Origin of the sequence: Loktanella sp. F6476L, assembly GCF_023015725.1 — a bacterium.
Classification (GTDB): Bacteria; Pseudomonadota; Alphaproteobacteria; order Rhodobacterales; family Rhodobacteraceae; genus Yoonia.
In genome coordinates this window covers 1-22971 of record NZ_JALKAR010000016.1, presented here as the reverse complement: position 1 = coordinate 22971, position 22971 = coordinate 1, and the positions used below count along the sequence as shown (strand labels likewise).

14 protein-coding genes are annotated in these 22971 nt (G+C 56.4%); 8 read left to right on the top strand and 6 right to left on the bottom strand.

Annotated elements, in window-relative coordinates:
• The first annotated feature begins 102 nt into the window (after positions 1–102).
• The 5 genes from MWU61_RS18335 (at position 103) to MWU61_RS18315 (ending at position 5553) form a co-directional block, all read left to right on the top strand.
• Positions 103–1515, top strand: coding sequence for a mannose-1-phosphate guanylyltransferase/mannose-6-phosphate isomerase (locus MWU61_RS18335; RefSeq protein WP_247129921.1), 1413 nt, complete (start codon positions 103–105; stop codon positions 1513–1515).
• Positions 1516–1602: 87 nt separating this feature from the next.
• Positions 1603–2214, top strand: coding sequence for a class I SAM-dependent methyltransferase (locus tag MWU61_RS18330; protein ID WP_247129920.1), 612 nt, complete (start codon positions 1603–1605; stop codon positions 2212–2214).
• A 1-nt stretch (position 2215) separates the two neighbouring features.
• Positions 2216–2518: an antibiotic biosynthesis monooxygenase gene (locus MWU61_RS18325; protein ID WP_247129919.1), complete on the top strand. Its 303-nt coding sequence runs from the start codon at positions 2216–2218 to the stop codon at positions 2516–2518.
• Between the two features lie 3 nt (positions 2519–2521).
• Entirely contained in the window at positions 2522–3274 is a 753-nt protein-coding gene (locus tag MWU61_RS18320; protein WP_247129918.1) for an AraC family transcriptional regulator, read from the top strand.
• Positions 3275–3432: 158 nt separating this feature from the next.
• Positions 3433–5553: an esterase-like activity of phytase family protein gene (locus MWU61_RS18315; protein ID WP_247129917.1), complete on the top strand. Its 2121-nt coding sequence runs from the start codon at positions 3433–3435 to the stop codon at positions 5551–5553.
• 80 nt (positions 5554–5633) lie between these two features.
• Here MWU61_RS18315 and MWU61_RS18310 read toward each other — a convergent pair whose 3' ends face one another.
• From MWU61_RS18310 to MWU61_RS18300, 3 genes are all read right to left on the bottom strand, one after another.
• On the bottom strand, positions 5634–6065 hold the full coding sequence (locus MWU61_RS18310; protein ID WP_247129916.1) for a universal stress protein: 432 nt from the start codon (positions 6063–6065) through the stop codon (positions 5634–5636).
• Positions 6062–8677 carry a TRAP transporter permease gene (locus tag MWU61_RS18305; RefSeq protein ID WP_247129915.1) on the bottom strand — a complete coding sequence of 872 codons (2616 nt, stop codon included), beginning with the start codon at positions 8675–8677 and terminating at the stop codon, positions 6062–6064. The genes MWU61_RS18310 and MWU61_RS18305 overlap by 4 nt, the downstream gene beginning before the upstream one ends.
• Before the next feature lie 91 nt (positions 8678–8768).
• Positions 8769–9740 carry a TAXI family TRAP transporter solute-binding subunit gene (locus MWU61_RS18300; protein ID WP_247129914.1) on the bottom strand — a complete coding sequence of 324 codons (972 nt, stop codon included), beginning with the start codon at positions 9738–9740 and terminating at the stop codon, positions 8769–8771.
• 343 nt (positions 9741–10083) lie between these two features.
• On the opposite strand from MWU61_RS18300, the gene MWU61_RS18295 reads away from it, so the two are divergent.
• Entirely contained in the window at positions 10084–12024 is a 1941-nt protein-coding gene (locus tag MWU61_RS18295) for a cache domain-containing protein (protein WP_247129913.1), read from the top strand.
• The gene (locus tag MWU61_RS18290; protein ID WP_247129912.1) at positions 12009–12701 is read left to right on the top strand and encodes a response regulator; all 693 of its coding nucleotides are present in this window, start codon (positions 12009–12011) and stop codon (positions 12699–12701) included. Before MWU61_RS18295 ends, MWU61_RS18290 begins: the two co-directional genes overlap by 16 nt.
• Here MWU61_RS18290 and MWU61_RS18285 read toward each other — a convergent pair.
• Positions 12693–13601, bottom strand: a complete 909-nt coding sequence (locus MWU61_RS18285) for a LysR family transcriptional regulator (protein WP_247129911.1) — start codon at positions 13599–13601, stop codon at positions 12693–12695. The two genes, MWU61_RS18290 and MWU61_RS18285, sit on opposite strands and share 9 nt — an antisense overlap.
• Positions 13602–13692: 91 nt before the next feature.
• Between MWU61_RS18285 and MWU61_RS18280 the strand changes: the two genes are divergently transcribed.
• Entirely contained in the window at positions 13693–14901 is a 1209-nt protein-coding gene (locus tag MWU61_RS18280; RefSeq protein WP_247129910.1) for an acyl-CoA dehydrogenase, read from the top strand.
• Between the two features lie 40 nt (positions 14902–14941).
• Here MWU61_RS18280 and MWU61_RS18275 read toward each other — a convergent pair whose 3' ends face one another.
• Together MWU61_RS18275 and MWU61_RS19900 are read right to left on the bottom strand one after the other, a co-directional pair.
• Positions 14942–18310 carry a hypothetical protein gene (locus MWU61_RS18275; protein WP_247129909.1) on the bottom strand — a complete coding sequence of 1123 codons (3369 nt, stop codon included), beginning with the start codon at positions 18308–18310 and terminating at the stop codon, positions 14942–14944.
• Between the two features lies 1 nt (position 18311).
• Positions 18312–22955 carry a DUF11 domain-containing protein gene (locus tag MWU61_RS19900; RefSeq protein WP_247129908.1) on the bottom strand — a complete coding sequence of 1548 codons (4644 nt, stop codon included), beginning with the start codon at positions 22953–22955 and terminating at the stop codon, positions 18312–18314.
• Positions 22956–22971: the final 16 nt, after the last annotated feature.

Sequence of the window (22971 nt, the reverse complement as noted above, 5' to 3'; positions counted from 1 at the left end):
CGGTCGCTCGTCCCAACCGGGCGGCCGCACCCTCTTGCATTACGACACGCCACCCCGCAAAATCATGACAGTCGTTGTAATGATTTCCTGGAAAACCCTGCTATGATCCATCCTGTCATCCTTTGCGGCGGTTCCGGCACACGGCTTTGGCCCGCATCGCGCAAGGCCTACCCCAAGCAATTTGCGCCCCTGATCGGTGAACAAAGCCTGTATCAGATGGCGCTTCAGCGGCTGACCGGTCCAGATTTTGCAGCCCCCTTGATCATGACCGGCGACGACTTCCGCTTTATGGCGACAGAACAGGCCCAGGATCTTGGCCTATCCGACGCCCGCGTCATCGTGGAACCGATAGGCCGCGATACCGCCCCCGCGATCCTGACCGCTGCCCTATCGCTTGCCGATACGCCCGACGCGATGATGCTTGTGGCCCCGTCCGACCATGTCATCGGCGATCTTCCTGCGTTTCTGACTGCGATCAAAGCCGCCGCTGAGGCCGCGCAAACGGGTGCTTTGGTGACCTTCGGTATCACGCCCGACAGACCGGAAACCGGTTATGGTTATCTTGAACTGCCGCAGACACCTGACAGCGGTGCCGCGATCAAGCTGAACAGTTTCCGCGAAAAACCGGACGCGGCGACCGCCCAACAGATGTTGGAGGCGGGCAATTACCTTTGGAACGCGGGGATATTCCTGTTTCGCGTCAAAGATATTATCGCGGCCTTCAACCAACACGCACCTGATCTGGTCACGCCTTGCCAAGCCGCGATTGATGCGGGATCCGACGACCTGGACTTCTTCCGGCTCGGCGCGAATGAATATGCGCAGGCCGCCGCGATTTCGTTCGACTACGCAATCATGGAAAAAGCACAAACCGTCATGGCCGTGCCCCTGTCCTGCGCGTGGTCCGATCTGGGATCATGGGACGCACTGTGGCAAACGCAGTCGCCAGACGCAGACGGCATGGTCGAAATCGGTGCGGTGACGGCGCTGGATTGCACCAACAGCTACCTGCGATCCGAAGAAGACACGCTGCAGCTTGTCGGTCTTGGGCTCGATAACATCGTGGCGGTTGCGATGCGGGACGCAGTTCTCGTGGCCGACAAATCGCGGTCACAAGACGTCAAAGCCATCGTCGGCGCGTTGCGCACCCAGAAAGTCGCGCAGGCCGACGATTACCCGCGCTTCTATCGGCCATGGGGCTGGTACGAAACACTTTGCCTTGATGCGCGGTTCCAAGTGAAACGGATCATGGTGAAACCGGGCGGCGTGTTGAGCCTGCAAAGCCATCACCACCGGTCCGAGCACTGGATCGTCGTGGCTGGCACGGCAGAGGTGACAATCGGCAAAGACACAAAACTGGTGACAGAAAACGAAGGCGTCTACATACCGCTCGGCACCGTGCATCGTCTATCCAATCCCGGCAAACTGCCGATGTACCTGATCGAAGTACAAACAGGCGGCTATCTGGGCGAAGATGACATCACACGCTACGAAGACGCCTACGACAGGACCTGATCCGTAAACACGCAACTTGGCAGCTTCACGGTCAATCTTGGCAATCTGACGTAAGCGCGGCGGTTTTGCGGGCGGTATGTCGGTCGCATGGATATTTCTCTGCGATATGAAAACGCTGCCCTGACTTGGAACACGAAGATTGCGCGCCTTGGCTACACCAAAGCGTATTCTGATTTCTTCGCGAATGACGTCCTGCGATCAGGTCATGTTTTGGACGTCGGGACTGGCACGGGCGCTTTTGCACAGGCTTGGGTGGACGTGGGCGGCAGTTCTGACGTGACGCTTCTTGACCCGTCGATGGCGATGCTAAAACAGGCGCAGGCACAATTTGCGGCACGCGGACTGTGCCCGAGGCTTGCGCGCTGCGCATTTGATGATTTTCGGCCGGACACCCAATTCGAAGCAGTCTTGGCCGCGCATGTCCTTGAGCATTTCGACGACCCCGCAGCCGCAATGCATCACTTTGCGCAGATGTTGACCCCAAATGGCCGCCTCTATCTGGCTGTTTCAAAACCGCATTGGTGCAATTGGGTGATTTGGCTCCGGTTCCGGCATCGCTGGTTCAGACGGACAGATATCACCGCAATGGCCCATGCCGCAGGATTGACAGAACTGGCCGTGCGCAGGTTTCGAACCGGTCCGCCAAGCCGCACCAGCCTTGGCTACATTTTCCAGAAAACCCAACCGAAAGAGACATAAAATGTTGATTGCTCATGTATCGTTTCCCGTGTCGTCCACGAACCGCAGCCTTGCCCTAGACACCTTAAAACAAGAGGTCGAAACTGTTCGCGCGATGACCGGATGCCTGTCATTTGTGCCCTACCTGAACCCGACCAATGACACCGATGTCGGGGTGGTTCATGAATGGGAAACGGCACGCGATTTTGACGCCTACATCGCATCGGATAGCTTTGCGACAGTCGGGCAGGTACTACGGCCTATCATGACGTCCCCACCTGTCAGCAAAAGATTTGACGCCACACTGATCGAAAACGTAAATTAACGAATGCAGCCAGAAGCTTATTGTGTCCACCGGAGTTTTGAACCGGCTGATCCATCTCAATTCGAGGTGGATCGCCATTATTTGCTCTATGCGTTGGAAGGCACCATTCGTCTGGAAGCCGACGGGCAACGCTGGACGTTGCCGCCTGCGCGCGCAGCACTAATCAGCGCGGGACACCCGATCACAATCACCGTTTTGTCAAAACTGACCTCTGCATCGGTCTTGTTCGCCACCGAATTTACCAAAGCACCGGACCACGTGCTGACGGTGTTCGACATGTCGCCTCTTGCGCGTGAATTGGTCCGCACGTGCCGGGACTGGGGCCCCGAAAACGGGCCACTATCGCCGTTCGCCAAACGCATTTTCGAAACCTTGGCCGACGTCGTGCACCAGTTGTCGTTGGTGCCAAGCCAATGCGTTTTGCCGTCACCCAAGTCAGAGCAATTGAAAAATGCGGTGCAACTGACCGAACAGCTGGCCCATGCAGATCCGACATTTGAAGACATCGCGACGCAGTCCAACCAGTCACCTCGGGCTTTGGCGCGCCGCTTTGCCGACGAAATGAGCATGACGTGGCGCGAGGTGCTGCGCCACATTCGTATCATGCGGGCGGTAGAGGCATTGGCAACGACAGACGCACAGATCACCGAAATCGCGTTTGCTGTTGGGTATGGGTCCCTATCAGGGTTCAACGCCGCATTTCGCCGTCAGATGCAGATGTCACCGACGGAATATAGGGCGAGTTTCACCGCCTGATCGCGACCGCAGCATGTCAAAAAACAGTAGCGTCGGGCGGTCGGTGCAACTGTCACAAATCTGTATTCGAAGCGTTACACAGTTTTTACGGGGCACGTGCATGCGGTGTGCGATTGAAATCTATGGGGAACACGCACGTGTATTTAAGATTGACCGCCATGACCTCTGTCTTGGCACTGACCGCCGCTACTGCACACGCCGACGCATTTAACCGGATCGCCAGCTTTCCGACGCATCTGAACAACGCTGAAGCTAACGCGGAAAGCTCTGCCGAGATTATCAGCGCCACAGCCGACGGTATGACGCTCGTCTATTCTGACAGTCCGCTCGAGGTTATCGGCCTGATCGACATCACCGATCCCGCAAATCCGACACCAAAAGGGAACATCGCAGTTGGGGGTGAACCAACAGCCGTTTCTGTTATCGGCAACACCGCCTTTGTCGGCGTGAACACATCCGAAAGCTACACAGCGCCATCCGGCATGATCAAAGCGTTTGATCTGGCCACGATGACCGAAACCGCCGTCTGTGATCTGGGTGGTCAGCCGGATTCCACAGCTGCAGCGCCCGACGGGTCGTTCATCGCGGTTGCGATTGAAAACGAACGCGACGAAGACCTTGGCGACGGCCGCACAGGTCAGTTACCGGGTGGTTTTCTGGTGACTGTCGATGTGGTTGACGGGTCTTTGGACTGTGGCACTGTGAACGCGATCGACGTGACAGGCATCGCTGAAATCTCGCCTGAGGATCCAGAGCCGGAATTCGTCGACATCAACGCCGCTGGCGAAATCGTCCTGACGATGCAGGAAAACAACCACATGGTCGTGGCCACCAAAGACGGTGTGATCAACCATTTCTCTGCAGGTCAGGTTGATCTGGAAAACATCGACGCGACAGACGAACGCGGCGCGTTGATCTTTACCGAAAGCCAGCCGAACCGTCTGCGTGAACCCGACGCGGTTCAGTGGATCGACGACAATCATTTTGCGATCGCCAACGAAGGCGACATGGACGGCGGATCGCGGGGCTGGACGATCTTTAACAAAGACGGGACCGAAGTTTACGAAAACGGCACCGGTTTCGAACAGGCGATTATTGCGGCAGGTCATTACCCCGACAAACGGTCCGACAGCAAAGGCGTCGAACCAGAAGGCATGGAATTTGGCATTTTCAACGACACGCCAATGGCCTTTATCCTTGCCGAACGGTCGTCCATCGTTGGGGTCTACGACCTGACCGACCCTTCAGCCCCTGTACTGGCGCAGCTTTTGCCATCCGGTGTCGGTCCTGAAGGCGCTGTTGCGATCCCCGGTCGGAACCTTTTTGTCACCGCAAACGAAGTCGACCTGATCGAAGACGGCGGTGTCCGGTCCCATGTGATGATCTACGAACTGACCGACGCGGCTGCATCTTACCCACAGCTGACATCTGCAGGCACGGATGAACTGATCGGTTGGGGTGCGATTTCCGGCATGTCCGCAGGTGCAGGATCAACAGTTTACGCAGTGAACGACAGTTTCTACGGGTATCAGCCGACTATCTTCACCATCGACACGGCAACGACCCCAGCCACAATCACGGATGCAACTGTCGTGACACGTGGTGGTCAGCCGGCGCAAAAACTGGACATGGAAGGCGTGTATTTTGACGGCGAAGGGTTCTGGATCGCATCCGAAGGGCGCACCGACCGGATGATCCCGCACGGGCTTTACCATGTCGACATGGACGGCAACATCGACGCGGAAATCCCGTTGCCTGCCGAATTGCTGGCTGTTGAACGTCGTTTCGGGTTTGAAGGCATCACACGCGTGGGCGACACGCTTTGGATGGCGGTGCAGCGCGAATGGGCGGATGATCCGGAAAACCACGTCAAACTGGTGGCCTACAACCTTGAGACCGAAGAATGGGGTGCTGTGCATTATCCGAAAGCCGACCCTGATACCGGTTGGGTAGGCCTGTCAGAAATCGTGGCACACGGCGATTACGTCTATGTCATCGAACGCGACAACCAGATCGGCGGGGCCGCCGTGACCAAGAAAATCTACCGCATCGCAGCGGCTGACATGGTGGCCGCACCCCTTGGTGGTGATCTGCCTGTCGTCAGCAAAGAAGAGGTACGCGACCTGATCCCTGATCTGACGTCCCTAAACGGCTATGTAGTCGACAAAATCGAAGGGCTGGCCATCATGGAAGACGGCACAGCGTGGATCAGCACCGACAACGACGGTGTGGATGACAGTTCCGGCGAGACGTATTTCTGGTCACCCGGCAAATTCTAAAGCCTGACCATGAAACGCGAAAACGCCGGGGCATGTCCCCGGCGTTTTTGATTGGTAAGTACGCGTAAACCTGCGCTGTGTTATCTCACGACATAGACCGAACAATCGGAATGGCGCACAACGCGGGCCGCGTTTGGCCCCAGCAGATAGTCTTTGAAGTCCAGCCGGTGCGCACCAATCACGATGAGGTCGGTTTTCGAAAGCTTGGCGGCTTTCAAAACCTCTTCGTAAACAGTGCCGATTGCGACGATGTGACGAATGTCTTTATTCGCCTCCGCACCAACGATGCCTTCGATCATCTCGTTCAGCAGTTTCGTCGCCCCGTCTTTCGCCGGTTTCACATCGTGATCTTTGAAGTATGCACTGACCACGTTTGCCCCGAAATCCGGAACAACGGTGATGACATCCAGCTGCGCGCCGTCCATATCCGCCAATTTCTTGGCTTGTTTGACGACATTGGCTTCATCGGCAGGCCGGTTGATGTCGACCGCACAAAGTACTGTATTACTCATGCCGTTTCTCCTTCACGGTGCGTGTGTGGGGCCGCCCGATTGTTCTGCAGGAAGGCAATCAAAGCAAGCAGCAGAAGTGCAGGGATCCAGATCAGTTCCTTTGGCAACTGGTTTGCTGCGACTTGAACAGAACTGATTGCCACTGGTTCGTCGCCGTAGAAATCGAACGATGACAGCGCGTCAGACAAGTCCGTCCCGAAACCCGGTTCGTCCATGTTCTGCGCATCCCCAACTGGCACAAGAATGATACCCAGTGCGTCAAGACGCGCATCGGCCCCTTCTACGTCAGGTACGGTCAGCGGCACGGTGATGTCTTTCATATCGAACGTGTCGAAATCCGGTCCCGTGATGACGGTGCGCAACGTGCTACCCGGTTCAGCATCTGCCAACGCTTGCGTGAATGCGGCTGGCGCGATTTCCTCGAACGGTGGTTGGATTTGGTTCATAAAGAACCCTGGACGGAACAATGCGAATGCAATCACCAACATCGCGACGGTTTCCCAGATGCGGTTCTTGGTCATGAACCAGCCCATTGTCGCCGCCGTAAAGACCAATATCCCGATGGTGGCGGTAATGAACACGATGATCCCTTGTGTCACGGTCACATCAATCAACAGAAGATCAGTGTTAAAGATGAACACGAATGGCAGGGCCACTGTCCGCAAGCTGTAGAAGAACGCGGTGAAACCGGTCCGGATCGCATCGCCGCCAGAAACGGCAGCAGCCGCGAAACTGGCCAGACCAACCGGCGGCGTCACGTCCGCCATGATCCCGAAGTAGAACACAAACAAGTGCACAGCAATCAGCGGCACGACCAAACCGGACTGCGCGCCCAATTCAACCACAACAGCCACCATCAGCGATGACACAACAATGTAGTTTGCCGTTGTCGGCAAACCCATGCCAAGGATCAGCGACAGGATCGCCACAAAGATCAGCATTAGGATCAGGTTACCACCGGACAGGAATTCGACGAAATCCGCCATCACCTGACCAATACCGGTCAAGGACACAGTTCCCACGATGATGCCAGCCGTTGCAGTCGCAAGACCGATACCGATCATGTTGCGCGCCCCGTCGATCATCCCTTCGATCAAATCCGTCAGACCCTCTTTCAGGCGGCTGATCGGGTTCGGCTGGCCGCGGAAGAACGCTTTCAGCGTCTTTTGCGTCAGCAAGATACCGAACAGCATGAACGTCGCCCAGAAAGCAGACAGACCCGGGGATTTACGTTCAATCATCAAGAAGTAGACCAACACGATGATCGGCAGCAGGTAATACAGGCCGGATTTGTAGATTTTCGCAAGATCGGGGAGTTCGACAACTTCGGCGTTGGGATCATCGGGTTCAAGATCGTCCGCTTGCGCTGCAAGATAGATCAGACCGACGTAGACCAAGCCAAGCAAGCCGGTCAAAATCAGGCCGGACCCTTCTGGAAACAGCGACACGATAGCTGCAACCGGATATTGCGTGGCATAGCACAGCAGCGCAAAACCCGCGAAGAAGCCGAACATCCCCAGCACGGTGTTGACCATGTTGACGGCTTTGTTGCCGATTGTCGGCATGTTGTTTTTCACCGCTTCAAGGTGAACGATATAGACCAACGCGATATAGCTGATGATCGCAGGCAGGAACGCGTGGGTGATGACCTCGACATAGGAAATGCCAACATATTCCACCATGAGGAACGCAGCAGCGCCCATAACCGGCGGCATGATTTGCCCGTTCACGGATGATGCAACTTCGACAGAACCCGCCTTTTCAGCGCTGAACCCAACGCGTTTCATCAGCGGGATTGTGAATGTACCCGTTGTTACCACGTTTGCAATGGATGACCCCGAAATCAGACCGGTTGCGGCAGAACCAACAACAGCCGCTTTCGCTGGACCGCCACGCAGGTGGCCCAAGGCGCCAAAGGCCATCTTGATGAAGTAGTTCCCAGCGCCCGCCTTATCCAGCAACGCGCCGAACAGAACGAACAGGAAAACGAAACGGGTGGATACGCCCAAGGCGATGCCGAACACGCCTTCGGATGTGATCCACATATGGCTCATTGCTTTGCGCAGGGATGCACCGGCCCAACGGATTTGGTCTGGCACAACTTCGGACGACCCGAAGAAAACATAGCCCAAGAAAACAACCGCCAACAAAACCATGACGGGGCCAAGGGTGCGGTAGGCCGCGATGAAAAGGAAAATCAGACCGGCAAGCGCGAAATAGGAATCCGCGTGATCGGCCAGACCGCCGTTGCCAACAATCTTGTTGTAAAAGAAATAGCCATAAAGCGCGAGAAACGCGCCGCCGATCCCCAAAATCCAGTCGTACCAAGGAATGCTGTCGCGGGGGCTGTTTTTAAACAGCGGGTAGGCCATTGCAGACAGGAAAATCGCAAAGGCGAGATGGATTTGACGCGAGTTATTGATCAAATCACCGGGTAAAACATAAGGACCGATGGGCGATGCCAGCAGGACCTGAAAGGTCGACCATAGCAACGCGGTGATTGCGATCATTTTGCCAACTGCGCCGGTGGGGCTTCGGGCACCACTGTCGCTGGCTGCAACAAGTTCCTGAAGTTCCGCTTCACTGAGCGCGCGATTTTCTCCGGTCGTCATATGTCCCCCTGTCGCCGGTTTCCGGCTGATCGTGTTTTGTCGTCCCAAGGGCAGGCTGGCCCGCCCTTGGGGTTTTCACGTGACTGGGCTGTTATTCGATCAGGCCAGCTTCTTTGTAGTATTTCGCAGCGCCATCATGCAGCGGTGCGGACAGACCGGCAGATGCCATGTCAGCTGGTTCGAGGTTCGCAAACGCAGGGTGCAGACCGCGGAAATCGTCGATGTTGTCAAAGACAGACTTCACCAACGTGTAAACCACGTCTTCGGACACATCAGCGGAGCTGACGAATGTTGCGCCAACACCAAATGTTGTCACGTCTTCGTCGTTGCCACGGTACATGCCGCCCGGAATAGTTGCGGAACGGTAGAACGAATTGTCTTCGATCAACTGAGCCACAACATCGCCGGACACTTCAACCAGCACGGAATCACATGCTGTTGTTGCCTCAGAGATAGAACCGGACGGGTGACCAACAGTGTAAACCATCGCATCGATCTGGTTGTCGCAAAGAGCTGCGGACTGCTCAGATGCTTTCAGCTCTGTTGCCAGTGCAAAATCGTCAGTTGTCCAACCCAGTGCTTCCATCAGCACTTCCATGGTGCCACGCTGGCCAGACCCCGGGTTACCGATGTTCACGCGCTTGCCTTGCAGGTCTGCGAATGTTGCGATGCCGCTGTCGGCGCGTGCCACAACTGTGAACGGTTCAGGGTGGACCGAGAATACAGCGCGCAGGCCTTCGAATGCGCCGTCTTCTTCGAAGCGGGATGTGCCGTTGTATGCGTGGTACTGCCAGTCGGATTGTGCAACGCCAAATTCCAATTCGCCTTCGCGGATTGTGTTGATGTTGTAGACAGACCCGCCTGTGGATTCCACAGAGCAACGCACACCGTGGTCGCGACGACCTTGGTTCACCAGACGACAGATCGCACCGCCTGTTGGGTAATAAACGCCGGTGACGCCACCGGTACCGATTGTGATAAACTCTTCTGCCATAGCCGCAGGCGCTGACAAAGTAGCCGCCACAGCAACAGCGGCGAAGGTTGAGATTTTTTTATCGAACATTGTTGTTCTCCCAAGGAATAATAGTTTGGGACGGGAAATGCGGACGTAGGCGTTGTGCCTTTGCCCGTCTCGTTGATCCGCCCCAATGCAGCAATGCAGGGGATTCCTGCTTGTCCCATGACTGTCTCAGTGGCGGCGAAACCTGTCTATGCGCGTAATTACCTATATCCAGCGTTTCGAACTCATGAGAGACTTCGCGGGAAATCGGGACAGCGTTCCTGCACTGAAATTTGGCGCCAAGCTTAAGAATGCAGCTATTGGGTGTCAGTTGTGTTGCCCATCGGGGGACGCCGATCCGGGACAATGACTTGATCTGCTTACACGAACCGCACACACTTCCGGCATGAGGTATTCATTAGGATTTGTTCTGGCGCTTAGCCTTGCAGGGCTGCAATTCATCGCCATCATCTTCGTTGTGTCCACGTCTTACGTGTCCTCTGAACGTGCCATGCTGGAACATGCGCGTGGCTTGATGGACGAAGCGGGCGCAAATGCCGCCGAGCACACCAAACGTTTCCTCGAACCGGCCACCGAAATCACCGAACAAGCCCGCCGGATGTTGGACAACGGTCTGGTCTCGACAACAGCGCCCGCCGAAATGGAACGCTATTTCTTCCAGCTGTTGCGGGCCGAAACCCAGCTGTCAGGCATCTACTACGGGGACGAAAGCGGCAATTTCGTCTACGTCATGAACAGCGACGGGCCGGGCCCCTACCGCACGAAACTTATTTCAACCGACGGCGAACAGCGGACGACGGAATACATTTGGCGTGACAACGAATTTGATGTGGTCGACCGCAGCTTTGACGACAACGATATCTTCGATGCGCGGGGGCGCCCGTGGTATCTGGAAGCACGTCAGTTGGGATCACGCGTGTGGACCGACCCTTACATCTTCTTCTCATCGCAACAGCCCGGGATCACGGTCGCCGCACCGATCCAAGGGGGGCAGGACAAGTTGCACGGCGTCGTCGGGATCGATCTGGATATCGCGGATATTTCCCTGTTCCTGTCCGACCTCACCATTGGCGATTCAGGGGCTGCCTTTATCCTTAGCGACGATGGCCGCGTGATCGCGCACCCTGATCCCGCGCGGATCAGCACGCGCAATGACGACGGCACGCTCGGGTTTATCGGTATCAATGATTTCAGCGATCCGATTGTGCGGGCGGCCTTTGCGGATTTTGACAAAAGCGATTTGTCAGCGAACCAATCCGTCCAATCCGAATTCACGTTCTCTGGCGATCAATACATGACACTATTGCTGCCGATCCCCGACATCGACCTGCCGTGGAACATCGCGGTCTTCGCCCCAGAGAACGATTTCATCCAAGGCATTCGGGATAACCTGTCGCGCAACATCTGGATTGCCGCGATCATTTCGATTGTAACGGCCATCGCCGGTTTGATCCTCGCGGAACTGATCCTGAAACCCGTGCGGGCCTTCGCTGTGCGTACGTCGCTTGTGTCCCAAGGCGAAGTATCCACCCGCGATCCCCTGCCCCGCACCTACAACGAACTGCGTGCCGCCAACGAAACGCTGATCAATGAAATCGCACAAAGACGCAAACTGGACGGCAAATTGCAGGACCTGAACCGCGAACTGTCGCATGTGACGCGGGTCAACATGATGGGGCAGATGGCGACGGGACTTGCCCATGAACTCAGCCAACCACTGACGACGATTACGCAAAATCTGGACACCGCGCTGTCGGTCGCGAAAATGGACCCCGCGCCGAATGAAGAACTCATTTCGATCCTCACAGAACTGGATGAACAGGCACACCAAGGTGGCGACATCATCCGCGCCCTGCGCAGTTTTGTCCGCAAAGACAAAGGGACCATCCGGCCATTTGATCTGCAAGAACTGGTCGAACAAACCCAACGCCTGTTGCGTCAGGAACTGGAGGCGGGGAACATTACGATGGACACCCAAATCCCGCAGTTACGAAACGCATTAGGCAACCGCGTGCAGATTGCCCAAGTTCTGATCAACCTGTTGCGAAACGCGGCGGATGCGATCCTGATGGCTGACGCCGTTGACCGGAAAATCACGGTCACTGCTGTGCAATTACCGGATGCGATCGAAGTCAGGGTCGCAGACACAGGCCCCGGCGTTGATCCCGATATGACCCTGTTCAAAGAATTCCAAACCAGCAAACCCGACGGTCTTGGGCTGGGCCTTTCGATTTCGCGCACCATTGTCGAAGCAGGCGGCGGTGATCTTTGGTACGATGACGCTTCACAGCAGTTCCGTTTTACAGTGCCATGCGAAACGCTTTAATATCCGGCAACGCATCGCAACTGGATAGCCATTCTATGGTCGAAACACCGCCGCCTCACACATCCACCGTCTTTCTGATTGATGATGACGCTGACGTGCGGACTAGTCTGTCGCGGGCCTTGAACAAACGCGGCTTTACGGTGCGGGCCTTTGAAAGCGCACGTGCGTTTCTGGATGCATACGACCCATCCCAACGTGGCTGTTTGGTGCTGGACTACGGATTGCCCCAGATGGATGGCCTGAAACTGCAAAAGGTTCTGGCAGACAAGAAGATCAACATCCCGATCATCTTTATATCCGGACACGGCGGCGTCCCTGAAACGGTCCAAGCCATTAAGGCGGGCGCGATTGATTTTCTGGAAAAACCGTTTCGACAAAAGGCCTTAGTCGATTGCATCACCGCCGCTTTTCTTGCGGACCAAGAACGCAGAGCCGCAGACGTCGACCGCATTTCTGCGCTGGAACGCTTTGCAAAGCTGACGCTGCGCGAGAAAGAAGTCGCCAATTTCATGATCGCGAACCCGTCCAGCACAGCCAGTAAAGAAATCGGCAGGGAATTGGACATCAGCCCGCGCACAGTGGACCATCATCGCGCGCGTATTCTGGAAAAAATGGCTATCGGGTCAGTCGCCGAACTCATCGACCTGTCCATTCCCGACGCGGATCGGCTAACCTAACAACGACTGATCTGCATATGATTTCAGCCATGTTTCAAACGCATCAACCGTTGCGCTGACAGGGCGCGCTTTGGGCCGGATCAGCGCATAGGACGTGGTGCTGTGCAGCGTTCGCGCGTGAACCTGCTGCAACGCACCTGACACAATCGCCTGTTGCGCGAAAATCTCTGGCAGAACCGCGACCCCAAGCCCCGCTTGGGCCGCCGAAATCACCATATCAAAATGCTGGACGCGCGGCCCCTGCATCCGGTCTGCATGCACGCCGTCCGCATTGTCGAACCAGTCATTCCAAAGCTCGGGCCGCGTGGCCAATTGGATCAGCGGATAATCCGTAAGATCAGCCGTCGTCAGTTCCTTTTTAGGTTCAATCAGGCTGGGGGCCGCGACAAGGATAAGCCGTTCTTCCAGCAGATGCACCACATCCGTGTCTTTGCGCGCCATATTGGCCCGTTGGATCGCCGCATCAAACGGACTGTCGTCAAAATCCACGGGGTACAGCGCCGACGCGAGATCGATGGACACTTCGGGATGCAAATCCAGAAACGCCGGCAAGCGCGGGATCAACCACGTTGCCGCAAATGTCGGCAGCACCGCCAGCCGCAACACATCGCCGCCCTTCCCGAATGCCATCGCCATCTTCGCTGAACGGTCCAGCGCGATGAGGATGTCACGCGCATCATGCACCATCGCGCGCCCTGCATCCGACAGAACCAGACGCTTCCTCACGCGGTGAAACAGCTGCACACCAAGCCGTTCTTCCAACGACCGGATCGACCGACTAACAGCACTTTGCGTCAGGTTCAGGGCATCTGCGGCAAGCGAAACAGACCCGAATTCGCTGCATTTAACCAATGCACGCAGTTCTTGAACGCTAGGAGTGTAGTTTGGGCGATGTACCATACCATTCATAGAACTCATAAACTGAGCAGTTTCAATCATTACCTAATCGGGGTTCCAGTTGGTAGAAAACGATCAACAAAAGGAACCCGATATGTCGCTGAAAGCCAAAGACGCCCCCGATCTGAACCACTTTAACTGGGAAGACCCGTTTTCCATCGAAACCCAATTGACCGAAGACGAACGCATGTTGCGCGACGCGGCAAAGGCCTATGCGCAAGACAAATTGCAGCCGCGCGTGATCGACGCCTACCGCGACGAAAACACCGACGCAGGCATCTTTCGCGAAATGGGCGACATGGGTCTGCTTGGCGTCACGATCCCCGAAGAATACGGCGGGTTAGGCGCGTCATATGTGTCCTACGGATTAGTCGCGCGTGAAGTCGAACGGGTCGACAGCGGCTACCGGTCGATGATGTCAGTGCAAAGCTCGCTCGTGATGTATCCGATCTACGCCTACGGGTCCGAAGACCAACGCCGCAAATACCTGCCAAAACTCGCCTCAGGCGAATGGATCGGCTGTTTCGGCTTGACCGAACCTGATGCGGGCAGCGACCCGTCAGGCATGAAAACAACGGCGAAGAAGACAGATAGCGGGTATATCATCTCGGGATCGAAGATGTGGATTTCGAACAGCCCGATCGCCGATGTTTTTGTCGTTTGGGCAAAATCGGACGCGCACGGCGGTAAAATCCGCGGGTTTGTGTTGGACAAAGGAATGCCCGGACTTTCGGCACCAAAAGTTGGCGGCAAACTGTCCTTACGGGCCAGCATCACCGGTGAAATCGTGATGGACGGCGTGGAGGTTGGCGACGACGCCTTGCTGCCGAATGTCGAAGGGTTGAAAGGCCCATTTGGCTGTTTGAACCGTGCGCGTTACGGGATCAGTTGGGGGGTCTTGGGGGCCGCAGAATTCTGTATGAACGGCGCGCGTCAATACGGGTTGGACCGCAAACAATTCGGCAAACCGCTGGCGCAAACTCAACTGCAACAGGTCAAGCTGGCAAACATGCTGACCGAGATCAGCCTTGGCTTGCAAGCCAGCCTGCGGGTGGGACGTCTGATGGATGATGCACAAGCAGCGCCAGAGATGATATCAGTCATAAAACGCAACAACTGCGGCAAGGCGCTTGATATCGCGCGGGTGTCTCGGGACATGCACGGCGGCAACGGAATTTCCGAAGAATTCCAGATCATGCGCCACATGATGAACCTTGAAACCGTGAACACCTACGAAGGCACCCACGATATTCATGCATTAATCATTGGCCGCGCGATCACTGGGCTGCAGGCATTTTACTAAATCACAGCCCAAGGCATGCAATCTGGTGGCAAGTTTCGTCTTAGAAACTTGCCACCAGATTGATGAATGCACCTTGATCGTCTTCGACCAGATCCGTCAGATCGTCCGAGAAACGCCCGAAGTTGTAGCCAACGCCGATGCTGACATTGCGATTGATCTGCTTGTAACCTGCGGCCAACACGCTGAAATCATTGGTTTCTGCTTGCACCAATCCAAAGTTGCGGAATTCGACAAGCGCGTCCCAGTCGTTGACCAAATGATACCGCGCGGACGCCACCGCCAACCACGCATCGTTCTGTTCAAATGCGGAACTGGCCGTCAATGCCGTCTCGGACATCCGGTAGCCAAGCTTACCACCCAGCGTCCAGTTCTGGTTGACCGCATATGTGGCGTCGATGCTGGTCACGTGGCTGCGCTGTCGCGGACCTTGTTCGTCGACCCCGTCAACCCGCTGCCCGAATTCATCCATCAGATAACGGTAACGCGCCAACAGGTTCAGTCGGTCATCAACGGCTGGACGGTAAGCATAGCCCAGCACGACATCCGCGTAATCCCCGTTCAACAAGTCCGCTTCGTCGGTGTCAGATTGCGCCAAGTCGGCAGAGACGACAAACCGCTGATCTTCGTCAATTTTGTAAGCAATATCAGTGGCAAACAGCAGCGTGTCTGACCGCAAATCATCGCCGGACCGCAACCCGTCTTCCGTGCGGAATTCGAACCGGCCCTGCGCTTCGACTTTGTCGTCCGCGTATTGCAAACCGACCGAAATCGCGTTGCGTTCAAAATTGTTCTGGTCTTCGTCATCAACGCGGCCCACCTCGAAAGCGACCGTTGTCGATAGCGCGTCATTTGGCGCATAGGTCAAACCATAGGCCGACGTCAGGCTGTAGGCGTTGCCAAAGATGTCGTAGGTGTTTTCACCAAACACAGTGACCGCGTCATTCACACGCGACCGACCACCAGCCACGAATTGCCCGCCATCGTCGCCGTCCGCATCAATACCAGACAACGTCCGACCCGGTTCCAACTGATAGCCCGCATAGCGCGTGCCACCCTGCCCGTCGCTATAGCTGGCCAAGATGCGCGCACCTTTGCCTTCACTGCCGTCGGATACCTCTGTGGTCAGCTCCCATTGGCCAAGCGTCACCGCCCCACCGATGCCGTAACGATCGTCGTCATCCAAACCGTCCACGTCCAATGTCGTGCGTCCAAAGGCGAAAACCTTTGCCGTGTCGGACAGGCTGTACGTCAGTTTTGCTGCCGCTGTGTTCCGCGTACCGGTTTCCGTCGCACTTTGGCGATCAAGGTATTCAAGACCCGCTGCGATAGCGATTTGCGGGGTCACATCCGCCTCGATCTCAAGCCGCGCTTCGCGTTCGAAATTGCCAACAGCGTTTTCATAATCGTCGTATTGGCCGCTGATCCGCAGCCCGTCACGCGGGGCAACATCGGCGCTCAGGCCCCAGAATGTTTCGTCGCCCGTGGTCGCCGTGACTTGGCTATCAAGGCTGGAAAACCCTTCGCTGCGGTCTTCGTAATAGGCCGCAACAGTGCCTTCGCCGCCGAGCCCAAGATCAACAAGTGCTGCCTGTCCGGTGACTTTTAGCGCGTCACCCGTACCGTCAGCCACGTCTGTGCTGTCAAAAATCAAACCACCGTCAACCGACAGCAGCGACCCAAAACCCGGTCCTTCGGATTCAGCGTAATCGAGATGGACAAAGGTCCGCTCAGACACGCGGAGCATCACGTCAGCACCGACAAGCGTCTGATCTTCGATCCCCGTCTGGTCAATCATGCCTGACGCACCGACACGCAACTGATCGGTCACCCAACCTTCGGCACGTCCTCCGTAAGCAAAGCCGTCCACGTCACCAATCGTCGGTGTGTATTCGTATTGTGCAACCAGCAGCACGTCGTTGTCGGTGCCCGCAGACCCCGCGATCAGGCTTTCGTCGATACCCGATTGCAGCGGACGGCGCAGGGTCACGACACCTTGGATATAGTTAATGTCGTAGTCGTCACCGAAGACGAGCGTTTCAGTCGAAATCACCCGACCTGTCACACCATCGCGGACCTGAACCGACAAGGTTTCAGACGCACGCGCAATGTCTTGGCGGTCGAGAAAATAGACGGACCCGCCCGTACCCTGCAACACATCCCGTTGTGGCAACTGGTCGGGCTGGGCTGCATAAAGATAGGCCTGCGACCGTGGCGTACCGTGTGGTGTCACGCCTTGCGACGCTGCCCCTGCGGACAAACCGTACAATGTCCGGTCATTGCGCACATAGCTGTTACCGCCCAAATTCGCTGAGAAATCACCCCATTGGGCGAAATTCCGGTCCCGTTCGATCCGCAGAAACACATTGCCGGATGTTGGCGTGCGATCCTCTAACGTGGAATCGTCGCCATACGTCGGATACAGATCACGCGGGTCGATCCGCAGCAACAATTCGCGCGGGTCTTTGTCGTCCAAACGGCGGAAAATATCGCGCACATCACCTTCACCGCTATCGGCAGAGGCGGTGATCTTGATCCCCGTATCGGTGATCCCGTCCACAAAAAATGCAACGCGCCCACTGTCGTAGGTATCACGCCCGTCAACGTCATTATCGTTAATACCGTAGGTCAGATCGACAGTCGCGACATAGAAAAATTCGGACCCCGGCACGGTCAGATCACGTTCCAGCGCCACGTTCTGCCCTGCCCCTTGGACACGGACATCGACGCCGTACTCACCAGCCGGCAAAATCCGTTGCAGCACAAACCCACCGTCACGATCTGTCGGCACACGTTCACCAAGCGCGGTCACAACCGCCCCCCGCGTTACGTTTTCGCCCGACACAGTAATCGCGCCGCCGTAAACCGGTATCCCGCGTTGGGCGGTGCTATCGATGCCATCTTCAACGCCGCGTGTCCGCGCCTCTGGTGCGCTGATTAACTGCGGTTTTGTTTCGTCAAACCGACCTTGCGCGTCGTAAACACGGTGGATTACAGCAATGTCACCGTCAGGCACCGCAATCGTCGCAGCCCCGTTTGGCGTCACCGGAACAACGGCAACGGTACGTGGCCCGCCAACGGCGCTTGTGTCGATCAAACGCAGTTCACCGCGCGTCACATAGGCCGGATAATTCAGCGCAGATTGCACCGTCACCTGACCATTTGCCGCCGTGCCGATTTCCAGATCAAGCCGCGGGGTCGCCCCCAGCCCGTCGAAACTGACCTGCACATCGGCCTGTTGGATCGCTAGGTCAACGACGCGTGTCTGTTGCACCACACGGGTATCACCAGCAATCTGGTTACCGTTAATCGCAATCGAAAACCCGTCTTGCGCAGTCGTATTTTGCGCCAAGAGCACAATCGCTGTCGCCCCCATCAAACGCGCGAAGGTCTTTCCAGTTAACATCTGCATCTTACTGCACCTCCGCAATCGTACGTTCAATAACAAGGTCATAGCGTCCACCACGCGGCCACGCATCGCGCAACATCGCCTCGACAGCATCCAGTCGCGCCCGCGCCACATCACGGCTTTCACCGTTTGTATAATAGCGCAGTTTCAGCACCGATGGTGCACCGCTCAGCTGGGTCACCAACTGCTGCACACCTTGGGCCAGCGCCGCAGACGGTCGCCCGTTCGGGAACGCCGCGTTAGTCAGCGATACATCAATCACATCCGCCAGACCCGCGCCAAAGTTCATGCGCGTCACCGTCCCCGGTGTCAGACGCATCGTGCGTGGGTTTTCGGACGTCACGGCATAGCCAGTCGGCAGGCTTGTCGGGTCAAGCTTCAGCGTGAAGTTCGATCCGATATCCGCAGGCAAGGCCGCACATGGCACACTATAGCGCCCATATTCGTCCGTTGTGATGATCGTGCCATCAACAGTGGCAAGACGCGCACCCGGCAGACCTTTTTCAGCACTTGGCGGTTCAACCGGTGGCGCCGTGAATTTACCGCCATCGTAGGTCTGATCGGTGATCAGGCTGCGATCAACTTCAGGAATGCCGTCTTGGTAGCCGTTCAGATTGCGGTCATCAAACACGCGGCCAATGACTTCGCTACAATCGAACACAGCCTCTGGCGGCACCTCGAGCACGGCGCTTGCGATGTTGGAAATCGTTTCACCATCGCGGCCTTGGACGAATGCGATGTTTTCGAACCGACCCGGTCCTTCGACCACACGCGCCTGCAACGTCACGACAAGGCTTTCACCCGACGCCACATCCACATCAGCCCAGCTGAGACGACGACCCGATGCCACAGGTTCCGGCGTCGCGCTGCCGTTTACCTCTGCCGATCCGGGCACAAAGCGCAGACCAGCAGGCATTTCATCAACGACCGTCAGACCGGTTTCGTCAAACACACCTTCGTTTTCAACTAGGATTGTGTAGGTCACTGTCGCACCAACCAAAGCACGGCCCGGCGTCACGGATTTCGTGACCACCAGGTCAGGTTCGACCAGCGGCGCAATCGCAACCACGGCAGCGACTTCGCCTTCCAAACGATCCGAATTCAAGGTGACCGTGTTCGGTTGTTCCGGCGCACCATTTGCGATGTCCAGACGGACGGTAAAGGTGATCGTTACGACCTCTGACGGGGCAAGCGTTGCATCACCATCCACCAGATTCGTATCACCAATTCCGTTAAATCCGGCATTCACGTCACCCGTCGTCAGACCCGACACCACTGGCGTCGTGACCGATACCACTTCAGCAGGGGCTGCGAACGCGGCCAGATCATCGCGCAAGGACAGATCGCTCAGCGTGACATTACCCGTGTTCGTGGCCGTCACAGTGAACGGGATTTCAAAGATACCAGCACCAAGCCGCACAGGCGCGCCTGCCGCTTTGGTCACTGTTGCGGACGGATCAGGGGCAATGGCAAGCACCGTCGGATCGGCATCGCCCGCACCATCAGCCGGATCAGCACTATCGGATGTATCACTGATTTGGGTGCCTTCAGGGTCAACCGCGGTACCCAGCACGCTGTTCGACAAACCACCGGAATCCACATCCGCTTGGGTCAAACGATAGCTGACCTGATAGGTCGCAATTCCCAGCGGCGGGATTGGACCCGTGTCGGCAATCCGTGTCGGACCTTGGACGCCAGCGCTGACATCTGTGCCATCCGCGTTGGTCATTGTGTCGGTCAGAACGATATCATCAAGCGTCGTGTTACCCGTGTTCTGGACAGTGATTTCAAATGTAACCTGATCACCCGCAACCGTTCCGGAAACGCCAACCGCTTTGGTGACAACCATGGACGGTTCAGACGCAACCAAGACCTGCGTTGGATCATCGGACGTATTACCGTCGCCGTCGTTCCCGTTATCTGACGTATCCAGCACGCCAGCACCCGTCGGATCATCGGCACGGCCAATCACCACGTTGGAAATACCGCCCGCGTCAACATCCGCTTGGGTCATCGTATAGGTCGCTTGATAGGTCCACGTCTCGGACAGGTTCAAACGGTCGTCGTTATTCCCATCGCCACCAACAAAGGCAAACGGCGCATCAAGGAAAATCGTGCGACCATCAAGGGCGGTCATTGTATCCTCGAGCTCCAGCCCTGCCAGCGTCACGTTACCGTTGTTGATCACAGTGACGGTGAAGTTCACAACAGACCCAGCCGATCCATCACCAGCAACCGACGCCGTTTTCGTAGCAATCAGCGACGGTGCTGCAACTTGACCAACCGTGTTGATCGTATCGCTTGCATCAATCGGCGTGCCAAACGGATCATCCGCCGTCACACCAGCGGTATTGGTGATGTCACCACGATCCACGTCGGCCTGCGTGACCGTGTACCCTAACAGACAGCTGTCGTTAGTTTCACCCACATCAAGCTGCGCGATTTCGCAGGTGAACGGTGGTGTAACGATATCATCCGTCACCACAACATTTGTCAGCGTCGTGTTCCCGTCATTTGTCACCGCGAAACGGTATTGGATTGTGCTGTCAGCCGGACCAAACGGTTCGATGCTCGCTGATTTCACGATGGACAGTGCAGGTGCGGACGGTGGCATATCTAGACGCAATTGGGTCGCATCCGTGATGGCCCCGCCGCGCGGATCAACGGCCGACGCATTTGCGGTGTTCAACAAGAATCCACGATCCACGTCGTCCTGATCAACGGTATAATCACCAGTACAGGTCAACGTCGCAGCAGGTGCCAATGTGGCCGCTTCACAGGTGAAGCCCGGCAGCAACGGATCAGACACAGACACCTGACGCAATGTCTGGTTACCCGTGTTTTCTGCCGTCAGCGTATAGGTCAGCACCTGATCCACACCCGTCACAGGCAAGGTCGCCGCTGTTTTCGTCAGCACCAGACCCGGTTCTTCCACCGCAGTTGCGGTTTCCATCACAGGGGCAGACACAACTTCGCGGTTGCTGGCACCAAAGATCGTCTCGGCCGTGGCTGTGTTCGTCACAAAGCCCGCGTCGATGTCATCTTGATCAACGGTATAAGTCGCTTCGCATGTGATCGTTTCGCCTTGGAACAGATCTGGGTCATTTGCCGTCGATGTGAAGCAGACAATCGGATCATCAATCCGGTCGTCATTCACAACCACATCACCCACAAACGATACTTGGCCCGTGTTCGTGACAGTGTAGAGGTAAGTTAGTTTGTCACCAACCGCGCTATATTCAAGGCTCGGGATATCGACGTCATCAGCAGTCGCCGCGCTGATCAGATCCTTCGTTGTGGTCAACGCTGGCACACCACCCGCAGGGACAGTTTCGCTTACGGTATCAGATGTTGTGGTCCCGTCAGACGCGCTGGCCAAGTTGGTCACGGACCCGATTGAAACATCGTCGCGCGTCACGGTGAATGTGGCTTCACAAATCAGTTCCGCATCAGGGATCATACCACCCGCAGGCAAGGCCGGACAAGAAACCGGATCAATCAAGTTGTCCGTCACCGTGATCGGCGCCGTGATCGTCGTGTTACCAGTGTTTGTAACGGTGTAGTTATAGGTCACAACCGCGCCCACGCGGAATTGCGCGTCCGGCACGCCGGGATAAACAACGCCCTCGACTTCAACAGACACAGCTTCCTTATCTGTTTCCATCGCTGGCAATTGCTGCGCCAGAACGGTCACAGACGACTCAGATGACGTTGCAAGATCGCTCACGGCTGTCGCTGTATTCGTGAAGCTGCCCGCATCAATCAAACCTTGGGTCACTTGGAAACTGCCTTCGCAGGTGATCATCCCGTCAGGCAGGATATCCGTCGCAGGACAGGACACAGTGCCACCCAACGACGCCAGCAACGGATCATCAATCGTCACAGTCGCAGGAATAGTCACGTTACCTGTGTTGGTCACATCAAACGCAAAGGTCAGGATATCATCGGTGCTGTCATAGGTCGGACCACCCGCGATCAAACGCTTGGTCATCTCCAATGCAGGCGCAGACGTAATTTCCAACAACGTCGGATCATCACCGTCACCAGCACCATTATCGGACACATCCGTGATCGGGAGACCACCACCCGGCGGTGTACCTGTGGCTGTCGCGGTGTTCGCGATGCCGCCCGCGTCGATATCTTCTTGCCGCAAGACATAGCTGGCACGGTATGTGGCGGTTTCACCCGCTTTCAGCGCACCCTCTGCAGACCCAAGATCAGCGGCAAGGAAATCGGGCCCGGATGCCAGCGTCAGCGGCACAGTTGGCGTGCTCAATCGTGTCAGCGTATCGGATGCAATATCAACTGACGACAGTGTCACGTTGCCTGTGTTTTCAACGGTAATCTCGAACAGAACCAGATCATCCGCGATCACGGGATTGTTCAAAATGACCTTCGTCGTTTCCAGTCCCGGCACTTGGTTCAGTGGCGCAGTTGTTGGCGTATCACCGGGGGCGTCGGTATTATTCGACGTATCAGTAACTTCGGTGCCAAACGGATCATCAGTCGTGACAACAACCGAATTTTCCACCCCGCCTGCATCGATGTCTGTTTGTGTGATTGTGTATGTGAGCGTGTATTGCCATGTTTCGTCGACGTCGATTTTGCCGTTGGTGTTTGTGTCGCTGGCGGGGACGAGTTGTGGCACGGGGTTTGGTGTCACG

What these genes read in the sequence shown, in the direction of transcription:
- MWU61_RS18315 (WP_247129917.1), top strand. Translation starts at nt 3,433, where the DNA reads ATGACCTCTGTCTTGGCACTGACCGCCGCTACTGCACACGCCGACGCA.
- MWU61_RS18295 (WP_247129913.1), top strand. Translation starts at nt 10,084, where the DNA reads ATGAGGTATTCATTAGGATTTGTTCTGGCGCTTAGCCTTGCAGGGCTG.
- MWU61_RS18290 (WP_247129912.1), top strand. Translation starts at nt 12,009, where the DNA reads ATGCGAAACGCTTTAATATCCGGCAACGCATCGCAACTGGATAGCCAT.
- MWU61_RS18330 (WP_247129920.1), top strand. Translation starts at nt 1,603, where the DNA reads ATGGATATTTCTCTGCGATATGAAAACGCTGCCCTGACTTGGAACACG.
- MWU61_RS18305 (WP_247129915.1), bottom strand. Translation starts at nt 8,677, where the DNA reads ATGACGACCGGAGAAAATCGCGCGCTCAGTGAAGCGGAACTTCAGGAA.
- MWU61_RS18335 (WP_247129921.1), top strand. Translation starts at nt 103, where the DNA reads ATGATCCATCCTGTCATCCTTTGCGGCGGTTCCGGCACACGGCTTTGG.
- MWU61_RS18320 (WP_247129918.1), top strand. Translation starts at nt 2,522, where the DNA reads ATGCAGCCAGAAGCTTATTGTGTCCACCGGAGTTTTGAACCGGCTGAT.
- MWU61_RS18280 (WP_247129910.1), top strand. Translation starts at nt 13,693, where the DNA reads ATGTCGCTGAAAGCCAAAGACGCCCCCGATCTGAACCACTTTAACTGG.
- MWU61_RS18325 (WP_247129919.1), top strand. Translation starts at nt 2,216, where the DNA reads ATGTTGATTGCTCATGTATCGTTTCCCGTGTCGTCCACGAACCGCAGC.
- MWU61_RS18300 (WP_247129914.1), bottom strand. Translation starts at nt 9,740, where the DNA reads ATGTTCGATAAAAAAATCTCAACCTTCGCCGCTGTTGCTGTGGCGGCT.
- MWU61_RS18275 (WP_247129909.1), bottom strand. Translation starts at nt 18,310, where the DNA reads ATGCAGATGTTAACTGGAAAGACCTTCGCGCGTTTGATGGGGGCGACA.
- MWU61_RS18310 (WP_247129916.1), bottom strand. Translation starts at nt 6,065, where the DNA reads ATGAGTAATACAGTACTTTGTGCGGTCGACATCAACCGGCCTGCCGAT.
- MWU61_RS18285 (WP_247129911.1), bottom strand. Translation starts at nt 13,601, where the DNA reads ATGGTACATCGCCCAAACTACACTCCTAGCGTTCAAGAACTGCGTGCA.